We start from the raw sequence: 26,182 nt of genomic DNA, 5'->3' as shown, positions 1-26,182 counted from the left end.
CGCCCGCAACCCGCGTGGCGGCAGTCCTGGGTCGATCAGGCCGCCATGCGCTCCGCCACGGCCTGGTCGGGGCCGCGCAAAACCACGCTCCCGCCGCGCGTCGCCTGGAGGGTCCCGCCCTTCGGCACCACGTTCCAGCCGTCGCGGCAGCCGTCGATGGGCTCGGAGACCACCACGAGGCCGGTCTCGGTCTGGCGGTAGTACAGGCTCGGCGGGCGCCCGTCGCAGGCCCAGCGATAGGCCGTCAGGGTCTCACCGTCGGTGACCACGGCGGTGAAGCGCAGGGGTTCGGCGGCCTCGGCCGCCTGCATGAGGTCGCGCACGGTGGACAAGGTCCGCGCCATGGCGCCGACGGGGTCCTCGGCCAGCCCGTTGGCCAGGGCCAGGAGGAAGATCGCCTCGGAATCCGTGGTGCCGCGGCGGACGTCGTAGAGGTCGTCGGGGATCAACGCTTCGAGGCGGCGCTTAATCTTGTGATAGCCGCCGATCTGGCCGTTGTGCATGAACAGGTGCCGGCCATGGGCGAAGGGGTGGCAGTTCGCCCGCGTCGTCGCCGTGCCCGTCGAGGCGCGGACATGGGCGAAGAACATCCGTGCGCGGACCTGCTGGCACAGGTTGACGAGGTTCTCGTCGGACCAGGCCGGGCAAACGTCGCGATAGAGGCCGGGCTCGGCCCGCTCGCCGTACCAGCCGATGCCGAAACCGTCGCCGTTGGTCTCGGTCTTCGCCTCCGTCGCGTGGAGCGACTGGTGGACCAGGGAATGCGTGGGCGCGCAGACGAGGTCGGTCAAGAAGACGGGATCACCGGAATAGGCGAGAAAACGGCACATGACAGGCAGACACCTCCTGTGAACCTCGGGCGGGGGCCTCCCATCCACCGGCACGCGACCCCGCCACGCGCACCGGCCGTCTCATCCTCGAAGCACCAACATTCGAGCGATCACGGTGAATGGATCGTTAATGCCGCGCCGTCACCCGCGACCTGCCGGCAAAGTGTCATGCAAGAGACGCACCGTACGAAAACGGGCGTTGCCGGCGCGCCAAACTCCCTCTGCACCGGCACCGTGGCGAGATCAGGGTGCGGCGGTTGCAGGAACCGCATAGCCGGATCGGCACTTGCGACTCTGACACGTTCTGACTCTTGCCCAATGCAGCGTGGCAGAGCAGCATCACCCAGCGAGAATCAGCATCGGGGTCGGCCGAGCACGTCTTTCCAGGCCCGCTTCCTTCTTCACGACCCTCTTGCGCCCTTTCGAACGCCCGCACCACCCGCAAAGGAGACTTCATGGCCCAGCCCCTGCCGGACTGCCCGATCGCCCTCGTGGTGGAGGACGACGCCGCAATCCGCGACCTTGCCACGGCGGTCCTCGAGGAAACCGATCTCGACGTGATCGCCTGCGACAGTGCCGAGGCGGCCATCTCCGTGTTGGAACGGTCCGGCGGACACGTCGCCCTGCTGTTCGCCGACGTGCGTCTGGGTGCGGGCATGGACGGGATCGACCTCGCCACGGCGGTGGGCCGGCGCTGGCCGGACGTGCGAGTGGTGCTCACCTCAGGCGGCGACGCCAGGGGTGCCGGCCGCATCCCGAGCCGGGCCGTCTACATGCAGAAGCCCTGGCGCGCCCTCGACGTGCTGGTCCAGGCCGAGCACGCCACCGTGGCCGCCCGCGCGGCCTGAGTGATCGATCCAGCCGAAACGAAAAAGCCCGGCCGCGATGCGGCCGGGCTTTTTCGTGGGATGGTTCGCCCCGGAGGGGCGAACCGCACGCGTGACTTACGCGGCGCCGCCGACGGGGGGCAGCACGGTCGGAGCGGTCGGGGCGAACGGCGAACCGCCCGGACGACGCGGCGCACCGGCGCCGAAACGGGGCTTGGGCTTCGGAGCGGCGATCAGGCCCTCGCGGATGGCGGTCTTGCGCGCCTGCTTGCGGGCGCGGCGGACGGCCTCGGCCTTCTCGCGCGCCTTGCGCACGGAGGGCTTCTCGTAAGCCTTGCGCTGCTTCATCTCGCGGAAGATGCCCTCGCGCTGCATCTTCTTCTTGAGGACGCGGAGCGCCTGATCGACGTTGTTGTCGCGAACGAGTACCTGCAACGGTCTAGATCCTCTGAGACATAGGTTTGTTGAACGGCGCCGATTCCGGGGCCAATCGCGGTCCTGGAAGGAGGAGGGAACCGACAAATGCCCCGGACCCGGAATTCTCTCCCGGGCGGGACGTCGGTCGGACGGCCTCGAATCGGCGCAGAAACTGCACTTGGGTCAGGCTCATACACGAAGGCTCGGCGAGTTCCAACCGCTGGCGCGCGAATCTGAAGCCGATGTGTCAGGCGTGCGACTGAATGAAGTTGCGCACGAGCGGATAGGTCTGGCTCTCCCACTTCCGGCCTGAGAACACGCCATAATGGCCCACGCCCGCCTGGAGGTGATGGCTCTTCATGTGCGGGGCGAGGCCCGTACAGAGATCGTGGGCCGCCATGGTCTGGCCGACGGCGCAGATGTCGTCGCGCTCGCCCTCGACGGTCATCAGCGCCGTGCGCCGGATCGACCGCATGTCGATGGGATTGCCCCGGTAGGTGAGCTCGTTCTTGGCGAGCGTGTAATCCTGGAACACGGTCCGGACCGTCTCGATGTAGAACTCCGCCGCGAGATCGAGGACGGCGAAATACTCGTCGTAGAAGGTCTCGATCTGCTGCGCCTTCTCGGTCTCGCCGTTGGCCAGATGCCAGAACAGGTCGGCGTGCCCCTGCATGTGGCGCTTGGCGTTCATGGAGACGAAGGCCGAGACCTGCATGAAGCCGGGATAGACCCGCCGGCCAGCGCCCTTGTGGCGCTGGGGCACGGTGGCGATGAGATTCTTCTCGAACCACGCGATGGGCTTCGAGGTGGCGAGGTGATTCACGGAGGTCGGGCTGATGCGGCAATCCACCGGGCCGGCCATGAGGGTCATGCTGCGCGGGTGGGCCACGTCCTTCGACTGGGCCATGACGGCGGCGGCGGCCAGCGCCTGCACGGCCGGCTGGCACACGGCGACGAGGTGGGCGCCCTCCCCGATGGCGCCGAGGAACTGCACGAGGTGATCGACGTAGTCGTCGAAGCCGAAGGCGCCGGCCTCGAGGGGCACGTCGCGGGCGTTGTGCCAGTCGGTGATGTAGACGTCGTGGTCGGCCAGAAGCGTCCGCACGGTGCCGCGCAGGAGGGTGGCGAAGTGGCCCGACAGGGGCGCCACCACGAGCACCGGCGGCTGGGGGGTGTCGATGTCCTTGCGGAAGCGCAGGAGCGTGCCGAACGGCGTGGCGAACACCGCTTCCTCCGTCACCGCCACCTCGCGATTGCCCACGGTGATGGAGTCGATGCCGTAGGCGGGGCGCGTGAACGTCAGCCCGGCCCGCATCATCATGCGCGCGCCCGCCGACCACCAGTTCAGGGGCTCCTTGTACCCGGCGGCGGTCCAGGGCGAGACCGCATCGTGGACGAGCCGGCCCCACGCGCGGGTCTGCTCGGCCAGATCCGTCTGGGCATCAAAGGCACGATACAGCATGAAGCCCGAACTCCTACGCGAACGACCAGATCGTGAAACGTCCGCGGGGGACGGGCGAGGCGAAGGGCCCGCCACCGATGGGGCGTCAGGCTGATCCAGGCGGCTCACCAAAGCAACGGGCGCCCGGAGCGATCCACCGAGGCTGTTGTACGTATGCATCACTTGCCGTCCCCGCCCCGATCAAATCCGGCCTGCGCTCGGGATCGGCACGATATCTCATCTTGGGTTGTGCGAAGCTTGGGTTGTGCGAGGATCGCACGCCCAAAGGAGACAATTCCGTCGCCGCGGCTCCGGTTCCGTCGGCTCCCGCCCCCGAGCCTCCGTGCCGTCACGTCGAGGGTCGGTTCGGGCATCGGCCGAATGGGCTTGCGGCGGACGCCATCCGGCACGAGTCTTGGATCGGCGACCACCATCGGTCCGTAAGCTCCGCATACGGCCGGCGAGCACCCCGGGGGAACACCCATGCCAGCGGCGACACTCACCATTTCGAGTCGCAACTATTCGTCGTGGTCCCTGCGCGGCTGGCTCGTCTGCCGGATGGCGGGCCTCGACTTCGAGACGGAACTGCTCTCGGGCAACGACGCCTCGACCCGGGCGGAACTGCTCCACCTCTCGCCGTCCTTCCTCGTACCGCGCCTGTGCCACGGCGACATCATCGTGTGGGATACGCTCGCCATCGCCCAGTATCTCAACGAGATCCGGCCCGAGGCCGGATTCCTGCCGAAGGACGCGGTGGCCCGCGCCCATTGCCGCTCGATCGCGGGCGAGATGCATGGTGGCTTCATCAACTTGCGCTCGGCCCTGCCGATGAACCTCAAGGCGCGCCACACCCAGTTCAAGATCTTCAATGGCGCGCGCGGCGACATCGACCGCATCGTCACCATCGTGGACGAATGCCTGTCGCGCTACGATGGCCCCTACCTGTTCGGGGAGACGCCGAGCCTCGCCGACGCGATGCTGGCCCCCGTGTGCACGCGGTTCGTCACTTACGACGTGCCGGTCTCTGGCAAGACCGCCGCCTACCGCGACACCATCCTGGCCTGGCCGTTGATGCAGGAATGGACCGATTCGGCGCTCGCCGAGCCCGACGAGATCGAGGAACTCGACATGGAGTTCTGATCGGTCCCGGCCTGATCGGCTCGCCCCGCGGTGAGCCGGTCGCCGCGCCCGAAAAACCTACTCCGCCGCGATCCGCTCCGGGACGGGACGGGCCGCCCCCGCCGCCAGGGGCAGTTCGAGGCGGGCGGTGAGGCCGCGCGGGCTCCGGTTGGTCAGGGTCAGGCGCCCGTCATGGGCCTCCGCGATGGCGACGACGATGGACAGGCCGAGGCCGAAGCCGCTCGCCGTGTCGAGGTTGCGCGCCCGGTCGCCGCGTACGAACGGCTGCAGCATCGCCTCGCGCTCGGATTCCGGAATACCGGGGCCGTCGTCACTCACCTCCACCACCACCCTGTGCTCCGTCTGGGCGATCCGCAGACGCGCGCTCCCACCGTACTTCACGGCGTTGTCGACCAGATTCATCACCGCGCGCTGCAACTCGTCGGGCCGGCCGCGCACGAGGACGTGGCGGGTGGCCGCGACCTGGACGTCCGCACCGACGTCTGCGAACCCGTCGCACACGGTCTGGACCAGGGAGGCGACGTCGATGAGCGTCACGGCGCGCTCCTCTCCGCTCTGGCCGTCGCGCACGAAGGACAGGGCCGCCTCGACGAGGCCGTTCATCTGGTCGAGGTCGCGCAGGGTCATGGTCCGGGCGTGGTCGTCCTCGATGAACTCGGCGCGCAGGCGCAGGCGGGTGATGGGCGTGCGCAGGTCGTGGCTGATGGCCGCCAGCATCTGGGTGCGGTCGTCGACGAGGCGGCGCACCCGGGCGCGCATGCGGTCGAGGGCCTGCGCGACGGCGATGACCTCCTGCGGCCCGCGCTCGGGCAGGGCGACGACGTTCATGCGGGTGCCGAACGCCTCCGCCGCCTGGGCGAGGCGGGCGAGCGGCCGGGTGAGGGCACGCGCCGCCCATACGGTGATGAGCGACAGGACCACGGCCAGGAACAGGAAGGTGACGACGATGGCCCCCTGCCGGATCGGCGGGCGGTCGTCGTCGGGCACCAGGGCGGAGAAGCGCGCGCCCTCCGGCGTGACGATTCCGACCCGGATGCCGGGCGGCGTGTCGGCCGCGTCGAGGTCGGTGATGGCGAGCGACCGGGCGAACCCGTCGCGCACGCGCTGCACGACCGTGTGCGACGCCAGCGCCTCGCTCGCCGTGCCGGCCGGCGCGGAGGCGGGCCAGGATGCGATCCGAAGGGTCGGCAGGGTTCGGGCGGCGGCGCGCAGGAGGTCGTCGCGTTCGGGCGCCGGCGTGGCGTCGAGGAGGCGCGCGAGGGTCGCGATCCGGGTGGCGGCGACGCCCGGATGATCGTCGGGCCGCCACGGCTCGCGCAGGGTGAAGAAGGCAAGGGTCGCCACCGCATGGGTCACCACCATGGCGGCGACGATGAGGAGGGCGATCTGCCCGGCGACGCTGCCGGGCCACAGGGCGGCGAGGCGCAGTTTCGGCGAGGCCCTCATGTGCGGGTGACCTCCGGCGTGAACAGGTAGCCGCCCGAGCGGATGGTGCGGATGATCTCGGGGCTGCGCGGATCGCGCTCGATCTTCTGACGGATGCGGCTGATGAGGACGTCGATGCTGCGCTCGTACGGGCCGGCGGCCCGCCCCTGCGTCAGGTCGAGGAGCTGATCGCGGGACAGGACCCGGCCCGGGCGCAGGCACAGGGCGTGGAGGAGGTCGAACTCCGCGCCCGTGACGGCGATGCGCGCGCCCTCCGGGCTGAGGAGCTGGCGCAGGGACACGTCGAGAATCCAGTCGAGGAAGTGCAGGCGGCGCACGCCGCCCTCGTCGTCGCCCTCCCCGGCCGAACCCCGCCGGAGGATGGCGCGGATGCGCGCCAGGAGCTCGCGCGGGTTGAACGGCTTGCCGAGGTAGTCGTCGGCGCCGATCTCGAGGCCGATGATGCGGTCGATCTCCTCGGCCTTGGCGGTGAGCATCAGGATCGGCACGTTCGAAGTCGTCCGCAGGCGGCGACACAGGCTGAGGCCGTCCTCGCCGGGCAGCATCAGGTCGAGGACCACGAGATCGACGCGGGCGTCGTTCAGGGCCTGGTCCATGGCGCGCCCGTCGCCCGCCACGGTGACGCGGCACGCATTGGCCCTGAGATACCGCGCCACGAGGGCGCTGATCTCGCGATCGTCCTCGACCACGAGGATGTGAGGGGTCGCGGGCTGGGTCATGACGCGGGTCGTGGGCTTGGACGGCAGGTGAGGACGCGGGATCCTCCGTCCCCCGGTTATGCAGCCTCGCGCGGGCGGGGCGAAGGGGGGTGCGCCACCCGATTTGTAACCGGCTGTTTCGGACGCGGCGTCCGACACGTCCGGCAATAACCGTCCGCCGGAAGCCGGAACGGATTGCCGGAACCCGCGCCGATTCTTATGTCGCTCGGACTGGACGCCGGTTCCGTGCCCCTCATGGACGCGGAGGGCGGCCGATTTTCCCGGGAGACGACCGATGCAAAGCTCCGACCGGCCAGGCTCAGATCGCCCCGGCAGCAACCGCCTGTTCGACGATTTCGCCCGCCTGATGACCGACGCCGCCGGCGCCGCGCAGGGGGTGCGCCGCGAGGCTGAGACGGTGGTGAAGGCGCAGTTCGAACGCCTGATCCGCGACATGGACATCGCCTCGCGCGAGGAACTCGACGTGCTGCGCGACATGGTCGCCGCCCTGCGCAGCCAGAACGACGCCCTCGCCCACCGCGTCGCCGCCCTGGAAGCCAAGCTCGGGCCCGAGCAGGGTCCGGGCGCCTCGGAAGCGATCTGATCCGACACCCGAGACGAGCGCGGTCCAGGGCCTCTTTCCGGCGACCGCGCTTGTGCACAGGAAGGACACGGTGGACGGTCGCTTTCCTGTTCACCGGGTTTCCGGCGCGCTTTGAAAGCCGAGTCCGGCGCGGTCTATAGTGAGCCATGACCTGATTCGCCCTTGTCCCGAACCACCCTGTCCCGACCTCGATTGAGGCCGAACGTATCGCCCGAGCGGATGAGCTTGGCCGATGCCAGGGAGAGGGAATGCCGGGACACCGGACCGCTTCACAACACGCCGACGATCCGTGCCGGATCGCCAAACTGGACCGCCATGACCCAACTCCACATCGAAGATCACGACCGGCACGAGCACCCCCTCGACATCGTCGAGCGTCTCGCGTCGCTGCGCGACTGGATCTTCGACCGGGCCGAGACCGACGAGATGTCCGTCTCGGTGGCCGGGCGCTGGGCCGATTACCACGTCGCCTTCACCTGGATCGAGGACGTGGAGGCCCTGCACGTGGCCTGCGCCTTCGACCTCAAGGTGCCCGAGCGCCGCCGCACGGAGGTCCTCCGGCTGGTGTCGCTCATCAACGAGCAGCTCTGGGTCGGACATTTCGACCTGTGGTCGACGGACAGCGTGGTGATGTTCCGCCACTCGCTCCTGCTGACGGGCGGGTCCACGCCGACGCAGAACCAGTGCACCATGATGCTGAAATCGGCCGTGGACGCGTGCGAGCGCTACTATCAGGCGTTCCAGTTCGTGATCTGGGCCGGCAAGTCCGCCCGGGACTCCCTCGACGCCGTTCTGTTCGAGACCGAAGGCGAGGCGTGAGCGCACTTCCCGCCTCCCTCACCCTCGTCGGCGCCGGGAAGATGGGGAGCGCGATGCTCGCCGGCTGGCTCGCCGGCGGCCTCGATCCGGCCCGCACCACGATCCTCGACCCCCAGCCCTCGCCCGAGATCGAGGCCCTGTGCGCGGCGCGCGGCCTCGCCCTCAACCCGGCCACCGTGCCCGCATCCGACGCCCTCGTGCTGGCGATGAAGCCGCAGGGGCTCGACGCCGCCGCGCCGATGCTGGCGGAGCTCGCCGGTGCGCGCACCCTCGTGGTGTCGATCCTCGCCGGCAAGACCATCGCGGATCTCCGCGCCCGCCTACCCCGGGCGCGGGCCATCGTCCGCGCCATGCCCAACCTCCCCGCCAGCATCGGCCGGGGCGCCACCGGCGCCGTGGCGAGCGAGGGGGTGGATGCGGTCCGGCGCGCCCAGGCCGATGCGCTGCTCGCCAGCGTCGGCCTCGTGGAGTGGCTCGACGACGAGGGCCTCATCGACGCGCTCACCGCCGTCTCCGGGTCCGGTCCGGCCTACGTGTTCCTCCTGGCCGAAGCGATGGCGCAGGCCGGCATCGCCGCCGGTCTCCCCGCCGCCATGGCCGCGCGGCTCGCCCGCGCCACGGTCTCGGGTTCGGGCGCCCTCCTCGACGCCACGGACCGCGACGCGGGGCTCCTGCGCCAGGACGTGACCTCCCCCGGCGGCACCACCGCCGCGGCTCTCGCGGTGCTCATGCGCGACGGTGGCGTCCCCGACCTCATGCGCGAGGCTGTGGCGGCGGGCCGGCACCGGGCGGGCGAATTGTCCGGTTAGGGTGATCGCCCTAACGACCCCGCCGGATTCGCCCTACATGGGAGGGGACACGGACGAGGATCGCACACCCATGCCCAACCCTTCCGAGACCGACCCCATCGGCACCGACGTCGCCGTGGCGGCGCCCAAGCCGTCGTCCAAGCCGTCGCCCCGCGAGGCCGCCGTCGCGGCGCTGATGCGGCTCGCCGCCGAGCAGCCCTGGAACGACATCGAGGTCGGCGACATCGCCCGGGAAGCCGGCCTGACTCTGGCCGAGTTCCGCGACCTGTTCCCGTCGAAGGGCGCGGTCCTGGGCGGCCTCGCCAAGATCCTCGACCGCAAGGTGCTGGAGGGCGACGCGACGGATCTCGCCGAGGAGCCAACCCGCGAGCGCCTGTTCGACGTGCTCATGCGCCGCCTCGACGCGATGACGCCTTACAAGGACGCCCTGCGGCGGATCTCCTATGCCCTGCGCGGCGATCCGCTCTCCATGCTGGCGCTCAACGGCGTGGCCCTCAACTCCCATCGCTTCATGCTGGCGGCGGCCGGCATCAACACCGAGGGGCCGCTCGGGCGCCTCAAGCTCCAGGGCGTGGTCGTCGCCTTCGCCCGCACCGTCGAGGTGTGGCTCCACGACGACGATCCGGCCCTTGCCCGCACCATGGCGAAGCTCGACAAGGAAATCCGCAACGGCGAGCGCTTCATGGAGCGCGCCGACGACGCCCGCCGCCTCACCGCGCCGTTCCGGGCGCTCGGCCGCTCGCTCATGGATCGCGGCGCGCGCCGCCGGAGCGGGACCCGCAACGAGGACGAGGGCAATCCCTTGGGCGGCGACCCGGCTGCCGCCATCTGAAACGAGAAAGGGCCGCCCCATCGGGGCGGCCCTTTCGTCAGGCGATCGCGTGCGGATCAGCCGCCGATGCGGTCGGCGAGGACGGCCGAATGGCCGTGCTGGTTGGCGATGTAGGGGAGCGCCTGGTTGGCGAACTCGCGACCCTGGGTGCTGTCGCCGTTGCGCGAGTAGGCCTCGTACAGGCCGAGGGTCCGGGCATCCGAGCGGGCCTGCTGGCGGGCGTAGGTGCGGTCGAATTCGCGGGCGCTGCGGGCGTTCTTGAGGCTGTCGATGCGAGCCTGACCCTCGGGGCCGATGGCGACGCGGCGGCCGGGCTCACCGGGGCTGTTGTCGACGAGGCCGACGCCGCCGAGCACGCCGCCGACGATCTTCTGGGCGATGGTGGCCGAGATCGTCACCGGGGCGAGCACGACGCCGACGGGATTATCGAGGCGGGTCTCGAACGGCTGGGTGTCGGAGACGACGGTGCCGCCGGCGGTGAGCGAGGTGCCCTCGGGCAGCAGCGCCTTGGTGGTGGCCTCACGCTCGATCAGCACGTTCTTGGCGTAGTTGCGGACGTTCGGGTTGCGCGAGCGCTCCAGAGCGATGCGGCTCGACTCGATGCTGACCGCGTCCGACTTCAGGGCGGCGGAGCGGAAGGCCGAGGTGTCGCGGGCCTCGACGGAATTGCCGTCATACTGCGGCGCCACGCGGAACGAGAGGGGCTCCTGGGCCAGCGCCGGAGTGGCGAGGGCGGCGACGGAGAAGCCGAGGGCGGCGAGAAGCTTGGTGTTGATCATGGCGGAGAATGGTCCTCACGCGCCTTGATGGCGCTTGTGGTGATGGAACGTGTCGTCCGCCGGCAACGCTTTCTTAACGGGGGTGTTCCGGCCTGGGATGCATGGCTGTGCTGCAGCGCACCAAGCTTTACCTTGCGCGAACACGCTCCATCACGCGCCATTGCAGATGCGCAATGCACGCGGCGCGGTCGGCCATGGGCCCTCTGCCGCCTCCTCCGGTGGCGACCCGTCACGGAACGCGCCTTCTGATCGGCGCGAACCGGATATCCGAGGGCCGGTTGCGCAGTCTCAGTGCGCCTCCTCCCAGTTCAACGCCGCCCGCGCCTCCACCACCAGAGGCACTCGGAGCGTCAAAGCCGGCGCCGGTGCCTCGACCATGATCCGCGAGATCACCGGCAGGGCCTTCTCGACCTCGTCCTCCGGCGCCTCGAACACGAGCTCGTCGTGCACCTGCAGCAGCATGCGCACGTTGAGCTTCTCGGCCTTCAGCGCGTCCTCCATGCGGATCATCGCCCGGCGGATGATGTCGGCCGCCGAGCCCTGGATCGGGGCGTTGATGGCTTGGCGCTCGACGCTCGCCCGCTCGTTGGGATTGTTCGAGCGGATCTGGGGGTAGTGGCACACCCGGCCGAACAGGGTGGTGACGTAGCCGAGATCGCGGCACAGGCGCTTGGTGTCGTCGATATAGGCGCGGATACCGGGGAAGCGCTCGAAATACTGCTTGATGAAGGCGGAGGCCTCCTCGCGGCCGATGCCGAGGCGGTCGGCGAGACCGAAGGCCGAGATGCCGTAGATGATGCCGAAGTTGATGGTCTTGGCGCGGCGCCGCAGGTCCGGCGTCATCTCCGAGAGCGGCACGCCGAACATGGCGCTGGCGGTGGCCGCATGGATGTCGATGCCGTCCGCGAAGGCCTGGCGCAGCTGCGGGATGTCGGCGATGTGGGCGAGGAGCCGCAGCTCGATCTGGCTGTAATCGGCCGAGATCAGGCGGTTGCCCTCGGCCGCCACGAAGGCGCGGCGGATGCGCCGGCCCTCTTCCGTGCGGATCGGAATGTTCTGCAGGTTCGGGTCCGACGACGACAGCCGGCCCGTGGTGGTGGCGGCGAGCGAGAACGAGGTGTGGACCCGGTCGGTCTCCCGGTCGGCGTGCTGCTGCAGCGAATCCGTGTAGGTGGATTTCAGCTTGGCGAGCTGGCGCCATTCCAGGATCTTCTTCGGGAGTTCGTGGCCGGCCTGGGCCAGTTCCTCAAGCAGGGTCGCGGGCGTCGCCCATTGGCCGTTCGGCGTCTTCTTGGCGCCGGGCAGGCCCATCTTGCCGAATAGGATGTCGCCGATCTGCTTTGGCGAGGACACCTGGAATTTTTCGCCGGCGTCCTCCTGGATCTCCTCTTCGAGACGCACGAGGATCTGCGAGAAATCGCCGGACAGGCGGCTCAGCATGTTGCGGTCGACGCGGATGCCCTGCGCTTCCATGCGGGCCACCACCGACACCAGGGGGCGCTCCAGGGTCTCGTAGACGGTGACGCGGCGCTCGGCGACGAGGCGCGGCTTCATCATCCGCCACAGGCGCAGGGTGACGTCGGCATCCTCGGCCGCGTAGGCCGTGGCCCGGTCCAGCGGCACCCGGTCGAAGGTGGTCTTGGCCTTGCCGGTCCCGGCCACGTCCGCGAAGGTGATGGGCTGGTGGCCGAGGTGCCGGCGGGCGAGTTCGTCCATGCCGTGCCCGCCCTTGCCGGCATCGAGCACGTAGGAGATCAGCATGGTGTCGTCGAACGGCGCCACGTCGATGCCGTAGCGGGTGAGCACGGACAGATCGTATTTGAGGTTCTGGCCGACCTTGAGCACGCCCGGATTCTCGAGGAGCGGCTTCAGGCGGGCGATCACCACCTTGAGATCGATCTGGCCGGCGGCCGGCTGGAACACGTCGGTGGCGGCCTTGGCGTCGCCGAACAGGTCGCCCTCGCTGGCCTTCACGGGGTCGAGGTGCCGGAGCGGGATGTAGGCGGCGCGCCCCGGCGCGACGCAGAGCGAGATGCCGACGAGGTTGGAATTGATGGCGTCGAGGGCGTCGGTCTCCGTGTCGACGGCGACCACGCCCGCCTCCTCGGCTTCCGCGATCCAGGCGTCGAGCTGCTCGACGAGCCCGATGGTCTCGTAGGCCGCCGTGTCGAACGGCTTGACGGATTCGGTCGCGCGCGCGCCCACGAGGTCGGCCGGCGTCGCCTCCGACGACCGGCGGGGTTTGGGCGCGACATCGGGCAGGTCGAGATCGTCGAAGGGATCGACCTCAGGCCCGGCCCCGGGAGGCAGCGGCACGGGGTCGCCGAGGGCCTGGGTCGCGAACGGCGCATCCTCGGCCTCGGCGCGCTGGGGCAACAGGGCCGGATCGGGCTGCACCGCCTCGGGGTCGACGTGCAGCATCGCGGCGATGCGCCGCGTCAGGGTGTTGAACTCCATGGCTTTCAGGAAGCCGACGAGCTTCTGGGGATCGGGTTTGGGCAGGCGCAGGTCGTCCAGCGGCACGGGCACCGGCACGTTCTCCTCCAGCGCCACGAGTTTTCGCGAGAGCCGGGCCTGGTCGATGCTGGCGAGCAGGGTCTCGCGGCGCTTGGGCTGCTTGATCTCGCCCGCCCGCTCCAGCAGGGCGTCGAGGCTGCCGTATTCCTTGATGAGGGCGGCCGCCGTCTTCAGGCCGATGCCCGGCACGCCCGGCACGTTGTCGGAGGTGTCGCCGATGAGCGCGAGGGCATCGCCGATCTGCTCCGGCGCCAGACCCTCCCACTTGGCGATGATGGCGTCGCGGTCGAGGTTGCGCTCAGGGCGGTGGCCGGGCTTGCCCTTCACGCCGGACTCGAAGTCGTAGAACCGCACCAGGGGCCCGACGAGCTGCATCAAGTCCTTGTCGGACGAGACGATGATGACGCCCGCCCCCCGCGCCTCGGCCTGGCGCGAATAGGTGGCGATGAGATCGTCGGCCTCGTAGCGGATGAGCTCGATGGGCTGGAGGCCGAAGGCGCGCACGGCATCGCGCATGAGCGGCATCTGCCGCTTGAGGTCGTCGGGCGCGTCCGGGCGATGGCCCTTGTAGTCGGGGTAGAGTTCCTTGCGGAACGACCCTTCCGACTTGTCGAACACGATGGCGAGATGCGTCGGCATCACGCCCGCCGCCCCCTCCTGCACGAACTGGGCGATCTTGGTGCAGAACAGCCGCACGGCCCCCGTGGGCAGGCCGTCGGACGGGCGGGTGTTGTACTTCTGGTCCTGGTTGATCGACTGGAAATACGCGCGAAAAATGAACGACGAGCCATCGACGAGGATGATCTGATCGCCGGGGCCGACGGGCTTTTCGGAAGAGGCAGCGGTCATCGATCAATCAATGGAAGGAGAAAGAAAAAGGCGAGGCCGCCACGGAGATCATTCGTCGGCTTGAAGTTCATTCCGGCATACGGCGAGAAGCACTGGCAATGCCTCGTGTACGGTCCCCCATACGAGCCTTGCCGAGACACTCTCGTATCGATGCCGGTAGACGTTCCCTGAATCCGCAATCTGGCGCCATGGGATATGGGCGTTTCGAATTTGGGTCTCTTCATCGACGCGCCGGCTCGCCTCCGAGATGATCTCCAGGCAGCGCGTCACGCCGTAAAGTCTGAGCCGGTTCTCGGCAAAGTCTTCGAAGCTCAGGTCTGCGGTGAATTCCTGAGCCGCTTCGACATTCTCGATGATGCCGAGGAGGGCGCGACGTCCACGCTCAGAAAGCATGGATCGCGTCGCGCTCGGCTCCGGGCCGCACGTGAGGCCTCAGCATCGAGCGCGTTGCAACATCCACCGCGACGGGGAAAAGATCCGCGATGAACCCGACCACGCCGACGTAACCGTAGATGTCCCGAATGGTGGTCTCATCGATGTCGATCAGCACATCGAGATCGCTCGCAGCATGCTCCTCGCCACGTGCGACGGAGCCGAAGAGGGCGGCGTGCAGGACGCCCCGTTCACGCAACTCGGCCTCGTGCATGCGAAGAATCTCAAGGGCCGTGCTTCGATTCATGCAGCATCCCTACCCGAAATCAGGACTGAGCTGAAGGGCTCCCGTTCACCGCGCCGCCCCCACCGTGTCGGCCATCCGCGCATCCCGGGTGCCCAGCGGCTGTTCCGCCCCGACGGTGGTGTCGACCTCGGTCTGGTGCTCCATCTCGGCGTTGATCTCGGCGCCCACGAGCACGATGGTGGTGGAGATCCAGATCCAGGTCATGAAGCCGATGGCGGCGCCGAGCGACCCGTATGTCTCGTTGTACTTGCCGAAATTGGCCACGTACCACGAGAAGCCGAGCGACGTGGCGAGCCAGGCGACGCCCGCGATGGCGCTGCCCCAGGTCACCCAGCGCCAGCGCGGGGCGTCGCGGCTCGGGCCGTAGCGGTAGAGCAGCGCGAGGCCGCCCAGCACCGCGAGGAGCAGCACCGGCCAGCGCAGGAGGGCGATGTACCAGGCCTCGCTGCTCAAGCCGACGATGCCGATCACCGCCGGGACGACGACGATGCCCACCAGCGCCAGGACCACGAACAGCAGGGCGCCGGCGGTGAAGGCCAGCGAGCGCAGGTTGAGCCAGAAAAAGTTGCGGGTCTCGCGCTCCTCGTAGACGACGTTGAGGGCGGCGAAGACCGCCTTCATGCCGCCATTGGCGCTCCACAGCGACAGGGCGATGCCGGTGAAGAAGGTGAGGCCGAGGGTGGTGTCGCCCTTCTGGGCGATGCGCTTGACCTGATCGCCGATGATGTCGAGGGCGCCCGACGGCACGATACCCTGCAGGTTCTGGAGATGGTCGTTGATGGTGGCGACATCGGCGAACAGGCCGTAGCAGGAGACCAGCGCCGCCACCGCCGGGAAGATCGCCAGCAGCACGTAGAAGGTCACGCCCGCCGCCACCGAGACGATGGCGTTCTCGGAGATGTCGTGGAACACCCGCAGGCCGATATCCTTCCAGCCCTTGGCGGGGATCTCGGAGGGCTTGGCCGCCTGCCGTCCGCGCTCCGGCTCGGCGCGGGCGACCGCCCTGGCGTCGCCGCCCGCGTGGGAGGGCGAGGGCTCGCGGGTCGGGTCTCCCGGCAGGGCCGAACCTTTCCGGCCCGCGCGTTCCGTCGCCGGCCCCTGCGAAGCGTTCCGGCGCGGCAGCACCACGAGGCCGACGAGGGCCGTCGCCAGGGCCAGGGTCCAGACCATCGTCGGGCCGCTCGAGCCCACGCCGGCGGAGCCCTGGACGTTTTCGCGTTCGGCCATGCCTGTGTCCTTCCGGGCACCGGCCCGGGGCCGGCACGTTTCCTCTCGACAACAGCACCGGAGTCACGGAAGTTTCACGCGACCGTGAATTCAAGATGCAGTCTCGCGGACGGGACGCCCGAGGTCCTCCCAAAGCGCCCGCCGGAGTGCCCGACGGCACGGATTTCCGCACGCCGCGCCGGTAGGAGCCTGGAACAGCGCTTGCCCCTGCAGGCGACACGCGCCAAGGGGCAACAGGACCCAAGGGCATCAGCAAGGGCACCAGCATGCCGAGGGTGCGACCGGCAGCCCGATCCCATCGACAGGAGAGCCTTCACCCGTGCCGCACGCGACCGAGCTGATCGCCATCATCGCCCTAGGCCTCGTGCTCGCCTTCGTCTGCGGGATGGCGGCGCAGCGCCTGCGCCTGCCGCCCCTCGTCGGCTACCTCATGGCCGGCGTCCTCGTCGGCCCCTACACACCGGGCTTCGTCGGCAACGGCCAACTCGCCGGCCAGCTCGCCGAGATCGGCGTGATCCTGCTGATGTTCGGCGTCGGCCTGCACTTCTCCATCAAGGACCTGATGGCGGTGCGCACCATCGCCCTGCCGGGCGCCATCGTGCAGATCGCGGCGGCCACCGCCATGGGCGGCGGCCTCGCCTGGGCCTGGGGCTGGGGCGTCGGCGCCGGCCTCGTCTTCGGCCTCGCCCTGTCGGTGGCGAGCACCGTGGTGCTGCTGCGCGCCCTCGAGGAACGGCGCCTGCTCGACAGCGACAAGGGCCGCATCGCGGTCGGCTGGCTCATCGTCGAGGACCTCGCCATGGTGCTCGCCCTGGTGCTGCTGCCCGCCCTCGCCCCGTCGCTCGGCGGCGTCGGGGACGGCGTGGCGCATCACGCGGGCGAGGGCAATATCTGGCTCACCCTCGCGCTGACGCTCGCCAAGGTCGCGGTCTTCGCCGTGGTGATGCTGGTGGGCGGCCGCCGCGTCGTGCCCTGGCTCCTCGACCAGGCGGCGCGCACGGGTTCGCGCGAACTGTTCACCCTCGCGGTCCTGGCGCTGGCGCTCGGCATCGCCTTCGGCTCGGCGGAGCTGTTCGGGGTCTCGTTCGCGCTGGGCGCCTTCTTCGCCGGCATGGTGCTGGCCGAATCCGACCTCAGCCATCAGGCGGCGGCCGATTCCCTGCCCCTGCAGGACGCCTTCGCGGTGCTGTTCTTCGTCTCCGTCGGCATGCTGTTCGACCCCGGCATCCTCATCCGCGAGCCGCTCTCGGTGCTGGCGGTGCTCGGCGTGATCCTGGTGGGCAAATCGCTGGCGGCGGTGGCCATCGTGCTGGCGTTCCGGCACCCGCTCGGCACGGCGCTCACCATCGCGGCGAGCCTGGCCCAGATCGGCGAGTTCTCGTTCATCCTCGTCAGCCTCGGCCTGTCGCTGAAGCTCCTGCCGACGGAGGGGCGCGACCTCATCCTCGGCGGTGCGATCCTGTCCATCACCCTCAACCCGCTGTTCTTCGCCCTGACGGACTGGATCGGGCGGTCGGTGGCCGCCCGCCCGACCCTCGCCGCCCGCTTCGAGCGGCGGGGCGTGGACGCGCTCGCCGCCAAGATGGAGGCCCCCCCGAAGCGCGGCCACGCCATCGTCGTCGGCTACGGCCGGGTCGGCAGTACCATCGGCAAGGCCTTCGCCGCGTGGGACCTGCCCTACATCGTGATCGACCGCGACCGCCGCCGGGTGCTGGACCTGCGCAAGGACGGCATCGAGGCGGTGTTCGGCGACGCGACGGCGCCCGGCATCCTGCACGCCGCCGATATCGAGGCGGCGCGGATCATCGTCATCGCGACGCCCGAGCCGCACACGGCCCGCCGCCTCGTCGAGCTCGCCCGCGAGATGAGCCCGGGGATCGACACCCTGGTGCGCACCCACAGCGATACGGAGCGGCGCCACTTCGAGGAGCAGGGGGTGGGCCTCGTGCTCATGGCCGAACGCGAACTAGCCTTCGGGATGACCCTCTACGCCCTGCGCAGCCTCGGCCTGAAGGAGGGCGACGCCCGCATCTTCGTGGACAGCACCCGTGTCGAGAGCCGCTCGGCCCCCGCCGAGGCCGGGATCGACCACGGCGTGCCGGAGCTGCGCCCGCACAAGGAGGATGCGGCGGAGGGGTGATGCCGTCTGGTACCAAATCCGAGGGCCGAATCCAGTCGATCCCTTCGGGATGGCGGGTTTGGACTTCGCGCAGACGCCGCGCGGGCTTGCTGGATCACACGATGGAATCGCGGATCATTGCCTGGATACGGGTCATCAGGGTGTCCACCGAGAACGGCTTGGTGATCATCGCCATGCCGGGTTCGAGGAAGCCCGCCGTCGCGGCGGCGCTCTCGGCGTATCCGGTGATGAACAGGACCTTGAGGTCGGGCCGGGTCAGGCGCGCCTGATCGGCGAGCTGGCGCCCGTTGAGACCCGGCAGGCCGACATCGGTGACGAGGAGATCGATGCGGTCCGCCGCCGCCAGGGCGCGCAGGCCCGAGGGGCCGTCCACGGCCTGGATCGCCCGGTAGCCGAGATCGTGCAGCACCTCCATGATGACGTCGCGCACCACGGGCTCGTCCTCGACCACCATCACGGTCTGCCCGTCGCCGCGCGGCCGCGCCGCCATCGACGCGTCCGGGACGGTCTCGTCGAGCTCACCCCGATGGCGCGGCAGGTAGAGGGTGATGGCCGTGCCCTGCCCGACCACGCTCTCGATGCGGGTATGGCCGTCGGACTGGCGGGCGAACCCGTAGATCATCGACAGCCCCAGCCCCGTGCCCTGGCCCAGGGGTTTCGTCGTGAAGAACGGGTCGAAGGCCCGGGCGATCACCTCCGGCGTCATGCCGGTCCCGGTATCGACCACACGGATGCGGACGTACTCGGACAGATCGCCGGGCTTGCCGGATTCGGCCTCGTCCCAATGCGCGTTGCCCGTGCGAATGGACAGGGTGCCGCCGTCCGGCATGGCGTCGCGGGCGTTGATGGCGAGGTTGAGGATCGCGTTCTCGAGCTGGTTCGGATCGCACAGGGTCGGCCACAAGCCGGGCTCGGTCTCGATGCGCAGGTCGATGGATTCGCTGATGGTCCGGCGCAGGAGGTCGGACATGCCGACGATGAGGGCGTTGGCGTCCGTGGCGCGCGGATCGAGGGGCTGGCGCCGGGCGAAGGCGAGGAGGCGATGGGTCAGGGCCGCCGCCCGGTTGGCCGAACTCATGGCGGCCTCGATGTAGCGCTGAAGGTTCTCGTGGCGTCCCTGCGCCATCCGGCTCTGCATCAGGTCGAGGGAGCCGACGATGCCGGTGAGCAGGTTGTTGAAGTCGTGGGCGATGCCGCCGGTGAGCTGGCCCACCGCCTCCATCTTCTGCGACTGGCGCAGGTCCTCCTCCATCCGCTCGCGCTCGACGGCCTCGGCGCGCAGGCGGGCATTGGCTTGCGCCAGTTCCGCCGTGCGGGCGGCGACCTGCGCCTCCAGGGTGGCGCCGGCCTCGCGCAGCTGGCCGGCCTGGGCCTCGAGTTCGGCGTAGAGGGCGACCACGCCCCGGTTGGTCTCGGCGAGTTCGGCGTTGAGGCGCTGGGCCTCCTCCTCGCGCTCGGCGATCTCGGCGAGGCTGCGCAGGAGGGCCTGATTCTGCTCGCGCAGGGCGGCGTGGGGATCGTCGGGTTGGGCGCGGACGACGGCCTCGACCATGGCCGCCGCCTGCGGCGCGGTGAGGTTCGGCGCGTCCGGGGGCAGGCGCTTGCCGAGGGTGACGCGGGTGCCGCGGCCCGGCTCGGTTTCGAGGTCGAACCGGTCCATGAGCCGGCGCGCGCCGATGAGGCCGAGGCCGAGGCCCGTGCGCGAGCGGTAGCGGCCCTCCAGGATGGCGTCCGGGTCGGCGATGCCCGGCCCCTGGTCGGCGACGCGCACCACGAGGGATTGGCCCCCCTCGGGGCCGTCGAGGCCGAACTCGACCCGGCCGCCCTTGGCGTAGCCGTAGGCGTTGCGGGCGATCTCCGACACGGCCGTGGCGATGCGGGTCTGGTCCTGCACGCCGAAGCCGAGATGCTCGGACAGGTGGCGCGCCCGCTGGCGCACGGCGGTGACGTCGTCCTCCCTCTCGATGCGCATCGAGACGAGGGCGAGCCTCATGGCGCGGCGCCCCGCGCCACCACGACGGTGGCATCGTCCCGCCCCCGCGCGAAGTCGCGGTAGAGGATGCCGGCGATGAGGCTCGGATGCGCGCCGACGAGCCCCGGATAGGCGTCGAGGGACCAGCCCGTGACGAGGCCGTCCGAGCACAGCACGAACAGGTCGTCGGCCAGGAACGGATACTCGAACTCCTGGATGCGGCGGGCGACGTGCCCGGCGGTACCGGCCAGCGACACCGTGCGCCGGATCGTGCCGCCCCCCACCACCGCGCCCGCCACGTTGCCGATGCCGGCCACCGTCACCACGCCCCGGTCGGGCTCGTAGCGGGCGACCGTCACCGCCCCGCCCCGTGTATGGCGCAGGCCCGCATGGACGGTGGAGAGGATCTCGCCCGGCGCGGCCAGGGGACTGTTCCGGAACAGGCGCACGGCCTCCGTGGAGGCCTGGGCCGCCTGCGGGCCGTGCCCGAGGCCGTCGGCGACGAGGAGGGTCCAGCCGAACCCGTGCTGCAGGAAGCAATGGGCATCGCCGTTCACCTCCTCGCCGCGCAGGGGCACGCCGACGGCGCCGTGGGACGGCGGGACGGGCGCGGCGGCGGCCTCCGCGTGGAGGCGCGCGACGATGGCCGCGCCCCGCCCGGGCCAGGCGGCGATGTCGAAGGCCTGCGACTGGCGCCGCACGGCGCCGAGGCCGGTGCCGGCGCTGCCGCCGGTGGAATGCCCGTCGCGCAGGGCCTCGTCGAGGTTGGCGAATCCCGGTCCCTTGTCGAGGGCGATCACCTCGACGCCGGTGCCGATCTCGTCCTGGAAGGTCCCGAGCAGGATCTCACCGGGGCTCCCGTACTTGACGAGGTTGGTGGCGAGTTCGGTCACCACGATGGCGAGGCGCCCGCTCGCGGTCTCGCCGAAATCGAGGGCTTGGCCCAGGGCGACGGCGCGCCGGCGCGCGTCGGCGACCTGGCTCGCCTCGGTGACGACAACGGAAATCATGCTCACTTCCAGCGCGCGATGACCACGCGGGTGCCGACGCCGGGCGTCGATTCGATGTGGAACTCGTTGGACAGGCGTTTGGCTCCGCCGAGGCCGAGGCCGAGGCCCCCGCCGGTGGTGTAGTGGTCGGTGAGCGCCTTCGCGATGTCGGGGATGCCCGGTCCCTTGTCCTGGAAGGCCAGGCGCACGCCGCGGCGGGCGCCCGCCTGCACCACCTCGATGGCGACCTCGCCGCCGCCGCCGTAATCGAGGGTGTTGCGGGCGAGTTCGCTCGCGGCGGTGATGATCTTGGTCTGGTCGACGAGGCTCAGGCCGATCTCGATGGCGCGGGCGCGCGTCGCCTGACGGACACGGACCACGTCGTCGCCGGAGCGGATCGGGAGGACATCACTCTTCGGAGGTGGCACGCGCGTTCCCGAGGTCGCCGTCCTCGTCGAGGCGGGCCTGGATCAGGGCCATGCCGCGCTCGACGTTCAGGGCCGTCTTGATCCCCGTGAGAGTCAGGCCGAGTTCGACCAGGGTGATCGCCACCGCCGGGCGCATGCCCACCACCACGGTCTCGGCGTCGAGCACCCGGGAGATGGCCGCGATGTTGTCGAGCATGCGTCCGATGAACGAGTCGACGATCTCCAGGGCCGAAATCTCGATGAGCACGCCGCGCGCGCCCGTCGAGACGATCCGGTTCGTCAGGTCCTCCTCGAGGGCCATGGCGAGGCGGTCGTGCATGTCGACCTGGATGGTGACGATGAGCGCGCCACCGAGCTTGAGGATCGGAATGCGGTCCATGGGCTCTAGCGACGCTCGTCGAGCGTGATGGGCGCGGGCGCGGCGCGGCGCACGACGGTGCGGCCGGTGCGGCGGAGCGCCAGGGCGAAGGCGTCGGCCAGCGTCGCCTTCGAGACGACGTTCAGCTCGACGCCGAGATGCACCATGGTCTGGGCGATCTGCGGGCGGATGCCGGAGATGATGCAGTCGGCCCCCATGAGGCGGGCGGCGGCGATGGCCTTGAGGAGGTGCTGGGCCACCAGGGTGTCGACGGTGGGCACGCCGGTGATGTCGATGATGGCGATCTCCGCCTCCTCGTCGACGATGGCCTGGAGCAGGTTCTCCATGACGACGCCCGTGCGGGCGCTGTCGAGGGTGCCGATGAGCGGCAGGGCGAGGATGCCGTCCCAGAGCTGGACCACGGGGGTCGAGAGCTCGGCGATCTCCTGGCTCTGGCGGCCGATGACCTCCTCGCGGCTGGTCTGGAACACCTCCATGGTGTGCAGGCCGAGGCCGTCGAGGAGGCGGCTGGCCGTCTGGGTGCCGGCGGTCAGCGCCGCCAAATCGGTCCCGCTGGCCTTGTTGAGGGCGGTGAAGATCGGCTCCTTCAGGGAGAACACGAAGTTCGCCGTGTCGGTGGGCGTGAAGCCCTGGATCGCCCGCGAGCGGGAAATCTCGGCGAGGGTCTCGCGCAGGGCCTCGTAGGAGGCGGCGTGCCCGTCGCTCTCGCCCGAGGCGAGGGCGTCGCGCAACTGGCCGAACACCGTGCGGGCCTGGGCCTGGAGTTCGACCTCGCGGATGCGCCCCGTCTGGAGTGAACCGCCCGATTTCAGGAGGGTGAGCCAGGATTCGAGGATCGCGGCCTCGTCGTCGGTCACGGTCCGGACCAGAACCTGGGTCCCGTCGATCGCCATTCAGCCCGTCTCCATGCAGGAGGATGCGCATCCTCGATCCGCGCACATGGTCATAGAATGGTTGAGCCGCCAAGCCTCCGACGCCGGTACGCCTTCAACCCTGTGTCATCTTTCTCGATGGCGTCGTGGATCCTGGCCCTGTTCTACTGTCCCGGGCCGCGCGCGAGGCCCGCCAGGGTGAAGAGATCGACGGAGAGCTTGGCGCCGACTACGACGGCATCGGGAATGTTCCGGGGCCGGAGGGGGAACCGGGTCTGGTCGGGGTTGAGGATGACCTGGAGGTTCGGCGTCAGGCGGATCGCGGGCGTGAGCTGGATGCCGTAGTTCAGCTCCATCATCACCTGATGGGTCGGCACGTCGCCGCTGCCGAGCCCCTGGGCCGCGCGGGCGAGGCGGATGTTGGCGAGGCCGAGCGACGAGAACTTCTGGGTGTTGATGACGAAACCGACGGTGTCGTAGGGCCGGCCGGCGAAGGTCCCGGTCTGCACGGCGCCGAGTTCCAGGAAGTAATCCTCGATCTGGCGGCCCGACGTGCCCTTCATGGCGACGCCGAACACGCTCAGGCCCTGCGGCGCCGTGGGATCGGGCCGCCATACCATCTGGTCGAACCGGGCGTAGATCCCGGAGCGCCCGAAGCGCGTGGCTGCGCCGGCCCCCGAGAACAGCGACGCGCGGCCCGTGGCGTCGAGAACCGGGTCGGCATAGTCCGAACGGTCGACGTAGCCGCCGAGGCCGTAGTTTCGCGGCAGCCCATCGTTGGCGAAGGTGGTGGAGTAGCCGAGCTCGAACGGCACGATCGCGCCGGTGGCGCCCTTCGTCGCGAAGTCGAGGCCGTTGTCGCCCGGCTGCTGGTGGCGGGGATTCACCTCGTAGATGCCCGCGTGGAAGAAGATCTTGTCGGTGAGCCACGCCTTGGCATGCGCGCCCCAGCTCGACACCGGCCAGAAGGTGAAGTTCGAGGTCTTGAACACGAAGGTCGGGTTGCCGCAGGCGGAGTTCGACTGGAAATTGCAGTAGAGCGGCGAGTTGAGGAAGGCGATGTTGGCCACCAGCCGTCCGACCTCGAGGTCGACCCGGTCATCGAAGAGCTTCTGCTGATAGGAGAGCAGCGTCAGGCGCGTGGTCTGGCCGCCGCCGAAGATCTCCTGCACCGAGGTGTTGTTGCCGATGCGGTCGTCGGCGAGGTTGCGGCCGTGGCGGTTGGTCACCGCCACGTGGAACGCGCCGCCCTGGATGCCGGCGATACGGTCGAGGTCGCCGTCGAGGCCGAAGAACAGCTGGCCCGCATAGGCCGAGCCCTGGCGGATGCCGCCGATGGGGTTGGCCGCCGCCTGTCCGGTGTAGTTCATCAGGACACTCAGCCCGTTGCCGAGGTCGAACACGCCCGGCGCGATGGCGGGCGGCGTCGCGCTTTGGCCGAGGGTGTCGGCGGCCTCCGCCGCGCTGTCGGCGCCGCCGAAGCCCTGGCCGTTCGGCGGACGGGCAGGGCGCCGGAGATTGGCCCGCCGCAGGGCCGGGCGCTGGACGGTGGCCGGCACCGCGACGCCGGCGGCCATGGCCGGATCGGGCGGCGCACCTTGCGCCTGCGCGGTTCCGAGCCCGAGTGCCAGCCCGGCGAGGCCGATCCATCCCGCTTTCATGTCCTTCCCCCCTGAATCGTTCGTCGCTGGTAGTCCTGCCTCCGGTCTTGATGCCGGATCGGCCGGTGCGTCAGGCCGCGCGGATCTTCTTCAAAAGCCCGACGGCGAGGGCGGTGACGAGGGTACCGGCCACCAGCGCGATCACCGCGCCGGTGACGTTGGTCACGGCATTCGGAATCGGCAGGACGAACAGGCCGCCATGGGGCACCTTGAGGGCGACGCCCTGGGTCAGGGCGATGGCGCCCGCGACGCCCGAGCCGGCGACCATGGCGGGGATCACCCGCAGGGGATCGGCGGCGGCGAAGGGGATGGCGCCCTCGGTGATGAAGGCGGCGCCCAGCACCGCCGCCGCGCCGCCGGCCTCGCGCTCGGGCGCCGTGAAGCGCCCGGGGAACAGGTGGGTGGCGAGCGCGATGCCGAGCGGCGGCGTCATCCCGCCGAGCATCACCGCCGCCATGGGGGCATCGACGCCCGAGGACAGGAGGGCGGCGGCCGAGGCGTAGGCGGCCTTGTTGATGGGCCCGCCCATGTCGACGGCCATCATGCCGCCGAGCACGAGGCCGAGCACCAGGGCGCTCGCCCCCTGCATACCCTTGAGCCAGCCCGTGAGCCCGGCGAGAACCGCCGCCACGGGCACGCCGACGACGTAGATCATCGCGAGACCGGTCACGAGGGTGGCGAGCAGGGGCAGGATCAGGACGGGCTTCAGCCCTTCCAGGTTGCGCTGCAGGCGGATGTGCCGGTTCAGGAACCGCGCCGTGTAGCCGGCGATGAAGCCAGCGGCGATCCCACCCAAAAACCCGGCCTGGAGGTTGGTGGCGAGCATGCCGCCGATCATGCCGGGCGCGATGCCGGGCCGGTCCGCGATCGAGTAGGCGATGTAGCCGGCGAGCGCCGGGACGATGAGCAGGAACGCCGCCTTGGCGCCGATCTCGCCCAGCGCATAGGCCAGGGTTCCGGAATTGCCCGGTGCCATGGCGTCGATGCCGCCGAGCGCGAAGGACAGGGCGATGAGCAAGCCGCCCGCCACCACGAAGGGCAGCATGAACGAGACGCCGGTCATGAGGTGCTTGTAGGCGCCGGCCTGCTTCTCCGCCGCCGCCGGCCGGGCGGGCTCGTCGGACTCAGCCGGGGCGGCGCCTTCGGTGGCGGGCTGGAGCTGCGCCTCGGCGAGCGCCGTGGCCAGAAGACCCTTGCCGTCGCGGATCGCCGCCTTGGTGGTGGTGGCGTAGAGGCGTTTTCCGGCGAAGCGCGCCCGGTCGACGCCGGTATCGGCGGCGATGAGGACGATGTCGGCCGCCGCGATCTCGGCAACCGTGAGGGCGTCGCGCGCGCCCACCGAGCCTTGGGTCTCGACCCGGACATCGTAGCCCAGCGCCTTGCCCGCCGCCTGGATGCCCTCGGCCGCCATGAAGGTGTGGGCGATGCCGGTCGGGCAGGAGGTGATGGCGACGATGCGGGTCCGCACGCCGGACGGCGCGGCCGCCGGCGCCGGGGCGCCGCCGGCCAGCGCCCGGTCGAGCACGGCGTGGACGTCGGTGAGCACGTCCGCGATGGCGACCCTGGCCCGCTTCAACGCAGAGAACCGCCCCTCGGCGAGGTCGCCCGAGCCCACCAGCAGCACGGTGTCGGCCTCGGCGATCGCGGCCTCCGACAACGGGTTGCCGCCGGGCCGCAATTCGAGGTCGAGGCGCTGGTTTCGCCCGAGCGCCGCCTTGCGCAGGGCTTCCATGGCCAGGACCGCATGGGTGGAAAGGTCGCCCCCGCCCACCACCGCCAACAGATGCGCCATCGTCTTAGCCTCGCTGTCTCGTGGGGGTGGGGTGC

23 protein-coding genes and 2 pseudogenes are annotated in these 26,182 nt (G+C 70.2%); 7 read left to right on the top strand and 18 right to left on the bottom strand.

Annotated elements, in window-relative coordinates; genetic code table 11:
- Window positions 1-35: 35 nt before the first annotated feature.
- A complete protein-coding gene (locus MKK49_RS21580; protein WP_244031932.1) occupies window positions 36-830 on the bottom strand; it encodes a class II glutamine amidotransferase in 795 nt (264 codons plus the stop codon).
- 455 nt (window positions 831-1,285) lie between these two features.
- Between MKK49_RS21580 and MKK49_RS21575 the strand changes: the two genes are divergently transcribed.
- Window positions 1,286-1,678 (top strand): response regulator, encoded by a 393-nt coding sequence (locus tag MKK49_RS21575; RefSeq protein WP_147708376.1) that lies wholly within the window; start codon window positions 1,286-1,288, stop codon window positions 1,676-1,678.
- 96 nt (window positions 1,679-1,774) lie between these two features.
- Here MKK49_RS21575 and rpsU read toward each other — a convergent pair whose 3' ends face one another.
- Window positions 1,775-2,092, bottom strand: coding sequence for a 30S ribosomal protein S21 (gene rpsU / locus MKK49_RS21570; protein WP_056088618.1), 318 nt, complete (start codon window positions 2,090-2,092; stop codon window positions 1,775-1,777).
- Between the two features lie 229 nt (window positions 2,093-2,321).
- On the bottom strand, window positions 2,322-3,536 hold the full coding sequence (locus tag MKK49_RS21565; RefSeq protein ID WP_244031931.1) for a polyhydroxyalkanoate depolymerase: 1,215 nt from the start codon (window positions 3,534-3,536) through the stop codon (window positions 2,322-2,324).
- 462 nt (window positions 3,537-3,998) lie between these two features.
- Between MKK49_RS21565 and MKK49_RS21560 the strand changes: the two genes are divergently transcribed.
- Window positions 3,999-4,655, top strand: a complete 657-nt coding sequence (locus MKK49_RS21560) for a glutathione S-transferase family protein (RefSeq protein WP_244031930.1) — start codon at window positions 3,999-4,001, stop codon at window positions 4,653-4,655.
- A 57-nt stretch (window positions 4,656-4,712) separates the two neighbouring features.
- Here the strand turns inward: MKK49_RS21560 and MKK49_RS21555 are convergent, their stop codons facing one another.
- Both MKK49_RS21555 and MKK49_RS21550 read right to left on the bottom strand, forming a co-directional pair.
- Complete coding sequence (locus MKK49_RS21555; protein ID WP_244031929.1) at window positions 4,713-6,101, bottom strand: ATP-binding protein; 1,389 nt, start codon at window positions 6,099-6,101, stop codon at window positions 4,713-4,715.
- Window positions 6,098-6,820 (bottom strand): response regulator, encoded by a 723-nt coding sequence (locus MKK49_RS21550; protein WP_244031928.1) that lies wholly within the window; start codon window positions 6,818-6,820, stop codon window positions 6,098-6,100. Before MKK49_RS21550 ends, MKK49_RS21555 begins: the two co-directional genes overlap by 4 nt.
- A 274-nt stretch (window positions 6,821-7,094) precedes the next feature.
- Here MKK49_RS21550 and MKK49_RS21545 point away from each other — a divergent pair, with 274 nt between their 5' ends.
- The 4 genes from MKK49_RS21545 (at window position 7,095) to MKK49_RS21530 (ending at window position 9,863) form a co-directional block, all read left to right on the top strand.
- Window positions 7,095-7,403, top strand: a complete 309-nt coding sequence (locus MKK49_RS21545) for an accessory factor UbiK family protein (protein ID WP_244031927.1) — start codon at window positions 7,095-7,097, stop codon at window positions 7,401-7,403.
- Window positions 7,404-7,718: 315 nt separating this feature from the next.
- Window positions 7,719-8,222 (top strand): YbjN domain-containing protein, encoded by a 504-nt coding sequence (locus MKK49_RS21540; RefSeq protein ID WP_244031926.1) that lies wholly within the window; start codon window positions 7,719-7,721, stop codon window positions 8,220-8,222.
- Window positions 8,219-9,031 (top strand): pyrroline-5-carboxylate reductase, encoded by an 813-nt coding sequence (gene proC / locus MKK49_RS21535; RefSeq protein WP_313899196.1) that lies wholly within the window; start codon window positions 8,219-8,221, stop codon window positions 9,029-9,031. The genes MKK49_RS21540 and proC overlap by 4 nt, the downstream gene beginning before the upstream one ends.
- 70 nt (window positions 9,032-9,101) lie before the next feature.
- Window positions 9,102-9,863, top strand: coding sequence for a TetR/AcrR family transcriptional regulator (locus tag MKK49_RS21530; protein ID WP_244031925.1), 762 nt, complete (start codon window positions 9,102-9,104; stop codon window positions 9,861-9,863).
- 56 nt (window positions 9,864-9,919) lie between these two features.
- Here MKK49_RS21530 and MKK49_RS21525 read toward each other — a convergent pair whose 3' ends face one another.
- The 5 genes from MKK49_RS21525 to MKK49_RS21505 form a co-directional block, all read right to left on the bottom strand.
- Entirely contained in the window at window positions 9,920-10,642 is a 723-nt protein-coding gene (locus tag MKK49_RS21525) for a DUF4142 domain-containing protein (RefSeq protein ID WP_244031924.1), read from the bottom strand.
- Between the two features lie 288 nt (window positions 10,643-10,930).
- A complete protein-coding gene (gene polA, locus MKK49_RS21520) occupies window positions 10,931-14,008 on the bottom strand; it encodes a DNA polymerase I (protein ID WP_244031923.1) in 3,078 nt (1,025 codons plus the stop codon).
- Between the two features lie 48 nt (window positions 14,009-14,056).
- A complete protein-coding gene (locus MKK49_RS21515) occupies window positions 14,057-14,401 on the bottom strand; it encodes a DUF86 domain-containing protein (RefSeq protein WP_244031922.1) in 345 nt (114 codons plus the stop codon).
- A complete protein-coding gene (locus MKK49_RS21510) occupies window positions 14,391-14,654 on the bottom strand; it encodes a nucleotidyltransferase family protein (protein ID WP_244031921.1) in 264 nt (87 codons plus the stop codon). The genes MKK49_RS21515 and MKK49_RS21510 overlap by 11 nt, the downstream gene beginning before the upstream one ends.
- 78 nt (window positions 14,655-14,732) lie before the next feature.
- On the bottom strand, window positions 14,733-15,914 hold the full coding sequence (locus MKK49_RS21505; RefSeq protein ID WP_244031920.1) for a YihY/virulence factor BrkB family protein: 1,182 nt from the start codon (window positions 15,912-15,914) through the stop codon (window positions 14,733-14,735).
- 319 nt (window positions 15,915-16,233) lie between these two features.
- Between MKK49_RS21505 and ybaL the strand changes: the two genes are divergently transcribed.
- Window positions 16,234-18,054 carry a YbaL family putative K(+) efflux transporter gene (ybaL, locus tag MKK49_RS21500; RefSeq protein WP_244031919.1) on the top strand — a complete coding sequence of 607 codons (1,821 nt, stop codon included), beginning with the start codon at window positions 16,234-16,236 and terminating at the stop codon, window positions 18,052-18,054.
- A gap of 94 nt (window positions 18,055-18,148) precedes the next feature.
- On the opposite strand, the pseudogene MKK49_RS21495 reads toward ybaL, so the two are convergent.
- The 8 genes and pseudogenes from MKK49_RS21495 to MKK49_RS21460 all read right to left on the bottom strand — a co-directional run.
- A pseudogene (locus MKK49_RS21495) lies at window positions 18,149-19,303 on the bottom strand (ATP-binding protein); the annotation flags it as partial.
- A gap of 366 nt (window positions 19,304-19,669) precedes the next feature.
- Window positions 19,670-20,026, bottom strand: a pseudogene (locus MKK49_RS21490) (anti-sigma regulatory factor); the annotation flags it as partial.
- A gap of 17 nt (window positions 20,027-20,043) precedes the next feature.
- The gene (locus MKK49_RS21485; protein WP_244031918.1) at window positions 20,044-21,036 is read right to left on the bottom strand and encodes a SpoIIE family protein phosphatase; all 993 of its coding nucleotides are present in this window, start codon (window positions 21,034-21,036) and stop codon (window positions 20,044-20,046) included.
- 2 nt (window positions 21,037-21,038) lie between these two features.
- Window positions 21,039-21,443 carry an anti-sigma regulatory factor gene (locus tag MKK49_RS21480; protein ID WP_244031917.1) on the bottom strand — a complete coding sequence of 135 codons (405 nt, stop codon included), beginning with the start codon at window positions 21,441-21,443 and terminating at the stop codon, window positions 21,039-21,041.
- Complete coding sequence (locus tag MKK49_RS21475; protein ID WP_244031916.1) at window positions 21,424-21,822, bottom strand: STAS domain-containing protein; 399 nt, start codon at window positions 21,820-21,822, stop codon at window positions 21,424-21,426. The genes MKK49_RS21480 and MKK49_RS21475 overlap by 20 nt, the downstream gene beginning before the upstream one ends.
- A gap of 5 nt (window positions 21,823-21,827) precedes the next feature.
- Window positions 21,828-22,715: an STAS domain-containing protein gene (locus tag MKK49_RS21470; RefSeq protein WP_244031915.1), complete on the bottom strand. Its 888-nt coding sequence runs from the start codon at window positions 22,713-22,715 to the stop codon at window positions 21,828-21,830.
- 143 nt (window positions 22,716-22,858) lie between these two features.
- Window positions 22,859-24,355, bottom strand: coding sequence for a carbohydrate porin (locus tag MKK49_RS21465; RefSeq protein ID WP_244031914.1), 1,497 nt, complete (start codon window positions 24,353-24,355; stop codon window positions 22,859-22,861).
- Window positions 24,356-24,425: 70 nt separating this feature from the next.
- The gene (locus tag MKK49_RS21460) at window positions 24,426-26,147 is read right to left on the bottom strand and encodes a fructose-specific PTS transporter subunit EIIC (RefSeq protein ID WP_244031913.1); all 1,722 of its coding nucleotides are present in this window, start codon (window positions 26,145-26,147) and stop codon (window positions 24,426-24,428) included.
- Window positions 26,148-26,182 lie beyond the last annotated feature (35 nt).

It is taken from the genome of Methylobacterium sp. J-090 (genome assembly GCF_022829345.1).
Taxonomy (GTDB): Bacteria; Pseudomonadota; Alphaproteobacteria; order Rhizobiales; family Beijerinckiaceae; genus Methylobacterium.
The sequence above is the reverse complement of the archived record's forward strand: the minus strand, read 5'-3'. Positions and strand labels throughout refer to the sequence as shown.

Coding starts and splice junctions, on each gene's coding strand:
- MKK49_RS21580 (WP_244031932.1), bottom strand. CDS start 830: ATGTGCCGTTTTCTCGCCTATTCCGGTGATCCCGTCTTCTTGACCGAC.
- MKK49_RS21575 (WP_147708376.1), top strand. CDS start 1,286: ATGGCCCAGCCCCTGCCGGACTGCCCGATCGCCCTCGTGGTGGAGGAC.
- MKK49_RS21565 (WP_244031931.1), bottom strand. CDS start 3,536: ATGCTGTATCGTGCCTTTGATGCCCAGACGGATCTGGCCGAGCAGACC.
- MKK49_RS21560 (WP_244031930.1), top strand. CDS start 3,999: ATGCCAGCGGCGACACTCACCATTTCGAGTCGCAACTATTCGTCGTGG.
- MKK49_RS21555 (WP_244031929.1), bottom strand. CDS start 6,101: ATGAGGGCCTCGCCGAAACTGCGCCTCGCCGCCCTGTGGCCCGGCAGC.
- MKK49_RS21550 (WP_244031928.1), bottom strand. CDS start 6,820: ATGACCCAGCCCGCGACCCCTCACATCCTCGTGGTCGAGGACGATCGC.
- MKK49_RS21545 (WP_244031927.1), top strand. CDS start 7,095: ATGCAAAGCTCCGACCGGCCAGGCTCAGATCGCCCCGGCAGCAACCGC.
- MKK49_RS21540 (WP_244031926.1), top strand. CDS start 7,719: ATGACCCAACTCCACATCGAAGATCACGACCGGCACGAGCACCCCCTC.
- MKK49_RS21530 (WP_244031925.1), top strand. CDS start 9,102: ATGCCCAACCCTTCCGAGACCGACCCCATCGGCACCGACGTCGCCGTG.
- MKK49_RS21525 (WP_244031924.1), bottom strand. CDS start 10,642: ATGATCAACACCAAGCTTCTCGCCGCCCTCGGCTTCTCCGTCGCCGCC.
- polA (WP_244031923.1), bottom strand. CDS start 14,008: ATGACCGCTGCCTCTTCCGAAAAGCCCGTCGGCCCCGGCGATCAGATC.
- MKK49_RS21515 (WP_244031922.1), bottom strand. CDS start 14,401: ATGCTTTCTGAGCGTGGACGTCGCGCCCTCCTCGGCATCATCGAGAAT.
- MKK49_RS21510 (WP_244031921.1), bottom strand. CDS start 14,654: ATGCACGAGGCCGAGTTGCGTGAACGGGGCGTCCTGCACGCCGCCCTC.
- MKK49_RS21505 (WP_244031920.1), bottom strand. CDS start 15,914: ATGGCCGAACGCGAAAACGTCCAGGGCTCCGCCGGCGTGGGCTCGAGC.
- MKK49_RS21485 (WP_244031918.1), bottom strand. CDS start 21,036: ATGATTTCCGTTGTCGTCACCGAGGCGAGCCAGGTCGCCGACGCGCGC.
- MKK49_RS21475 (WP_244031916.1), bottom strand. CDS start 21,822: ATGGACCGCATTCCGATCCTCAAGCTCGGTGGCGCGCTCATCGTCACC.
- MKK49_RS21470 (WP_244031915.1), bottom strand. CDS start 22,715: ATGGCGATCGACGGGACCCAGGTTCTGGTCCGGACCGTGACCGACGAC.
- MKK49_RS21465 (WP_244031914.1), bottom strand. CDS start 24,355: ATGAAAGCGGGATGGATCGGCCTCGCCGGGCTGGCACTCGGGCTCGGA.
- MKK49_RS21460 (WP_244031913.1), bottom strand. CDS start 26,147: ATGGCGCATCTGTTGGCGGTGGTGGGCGGGGGCGACCTTTCCACCCAT.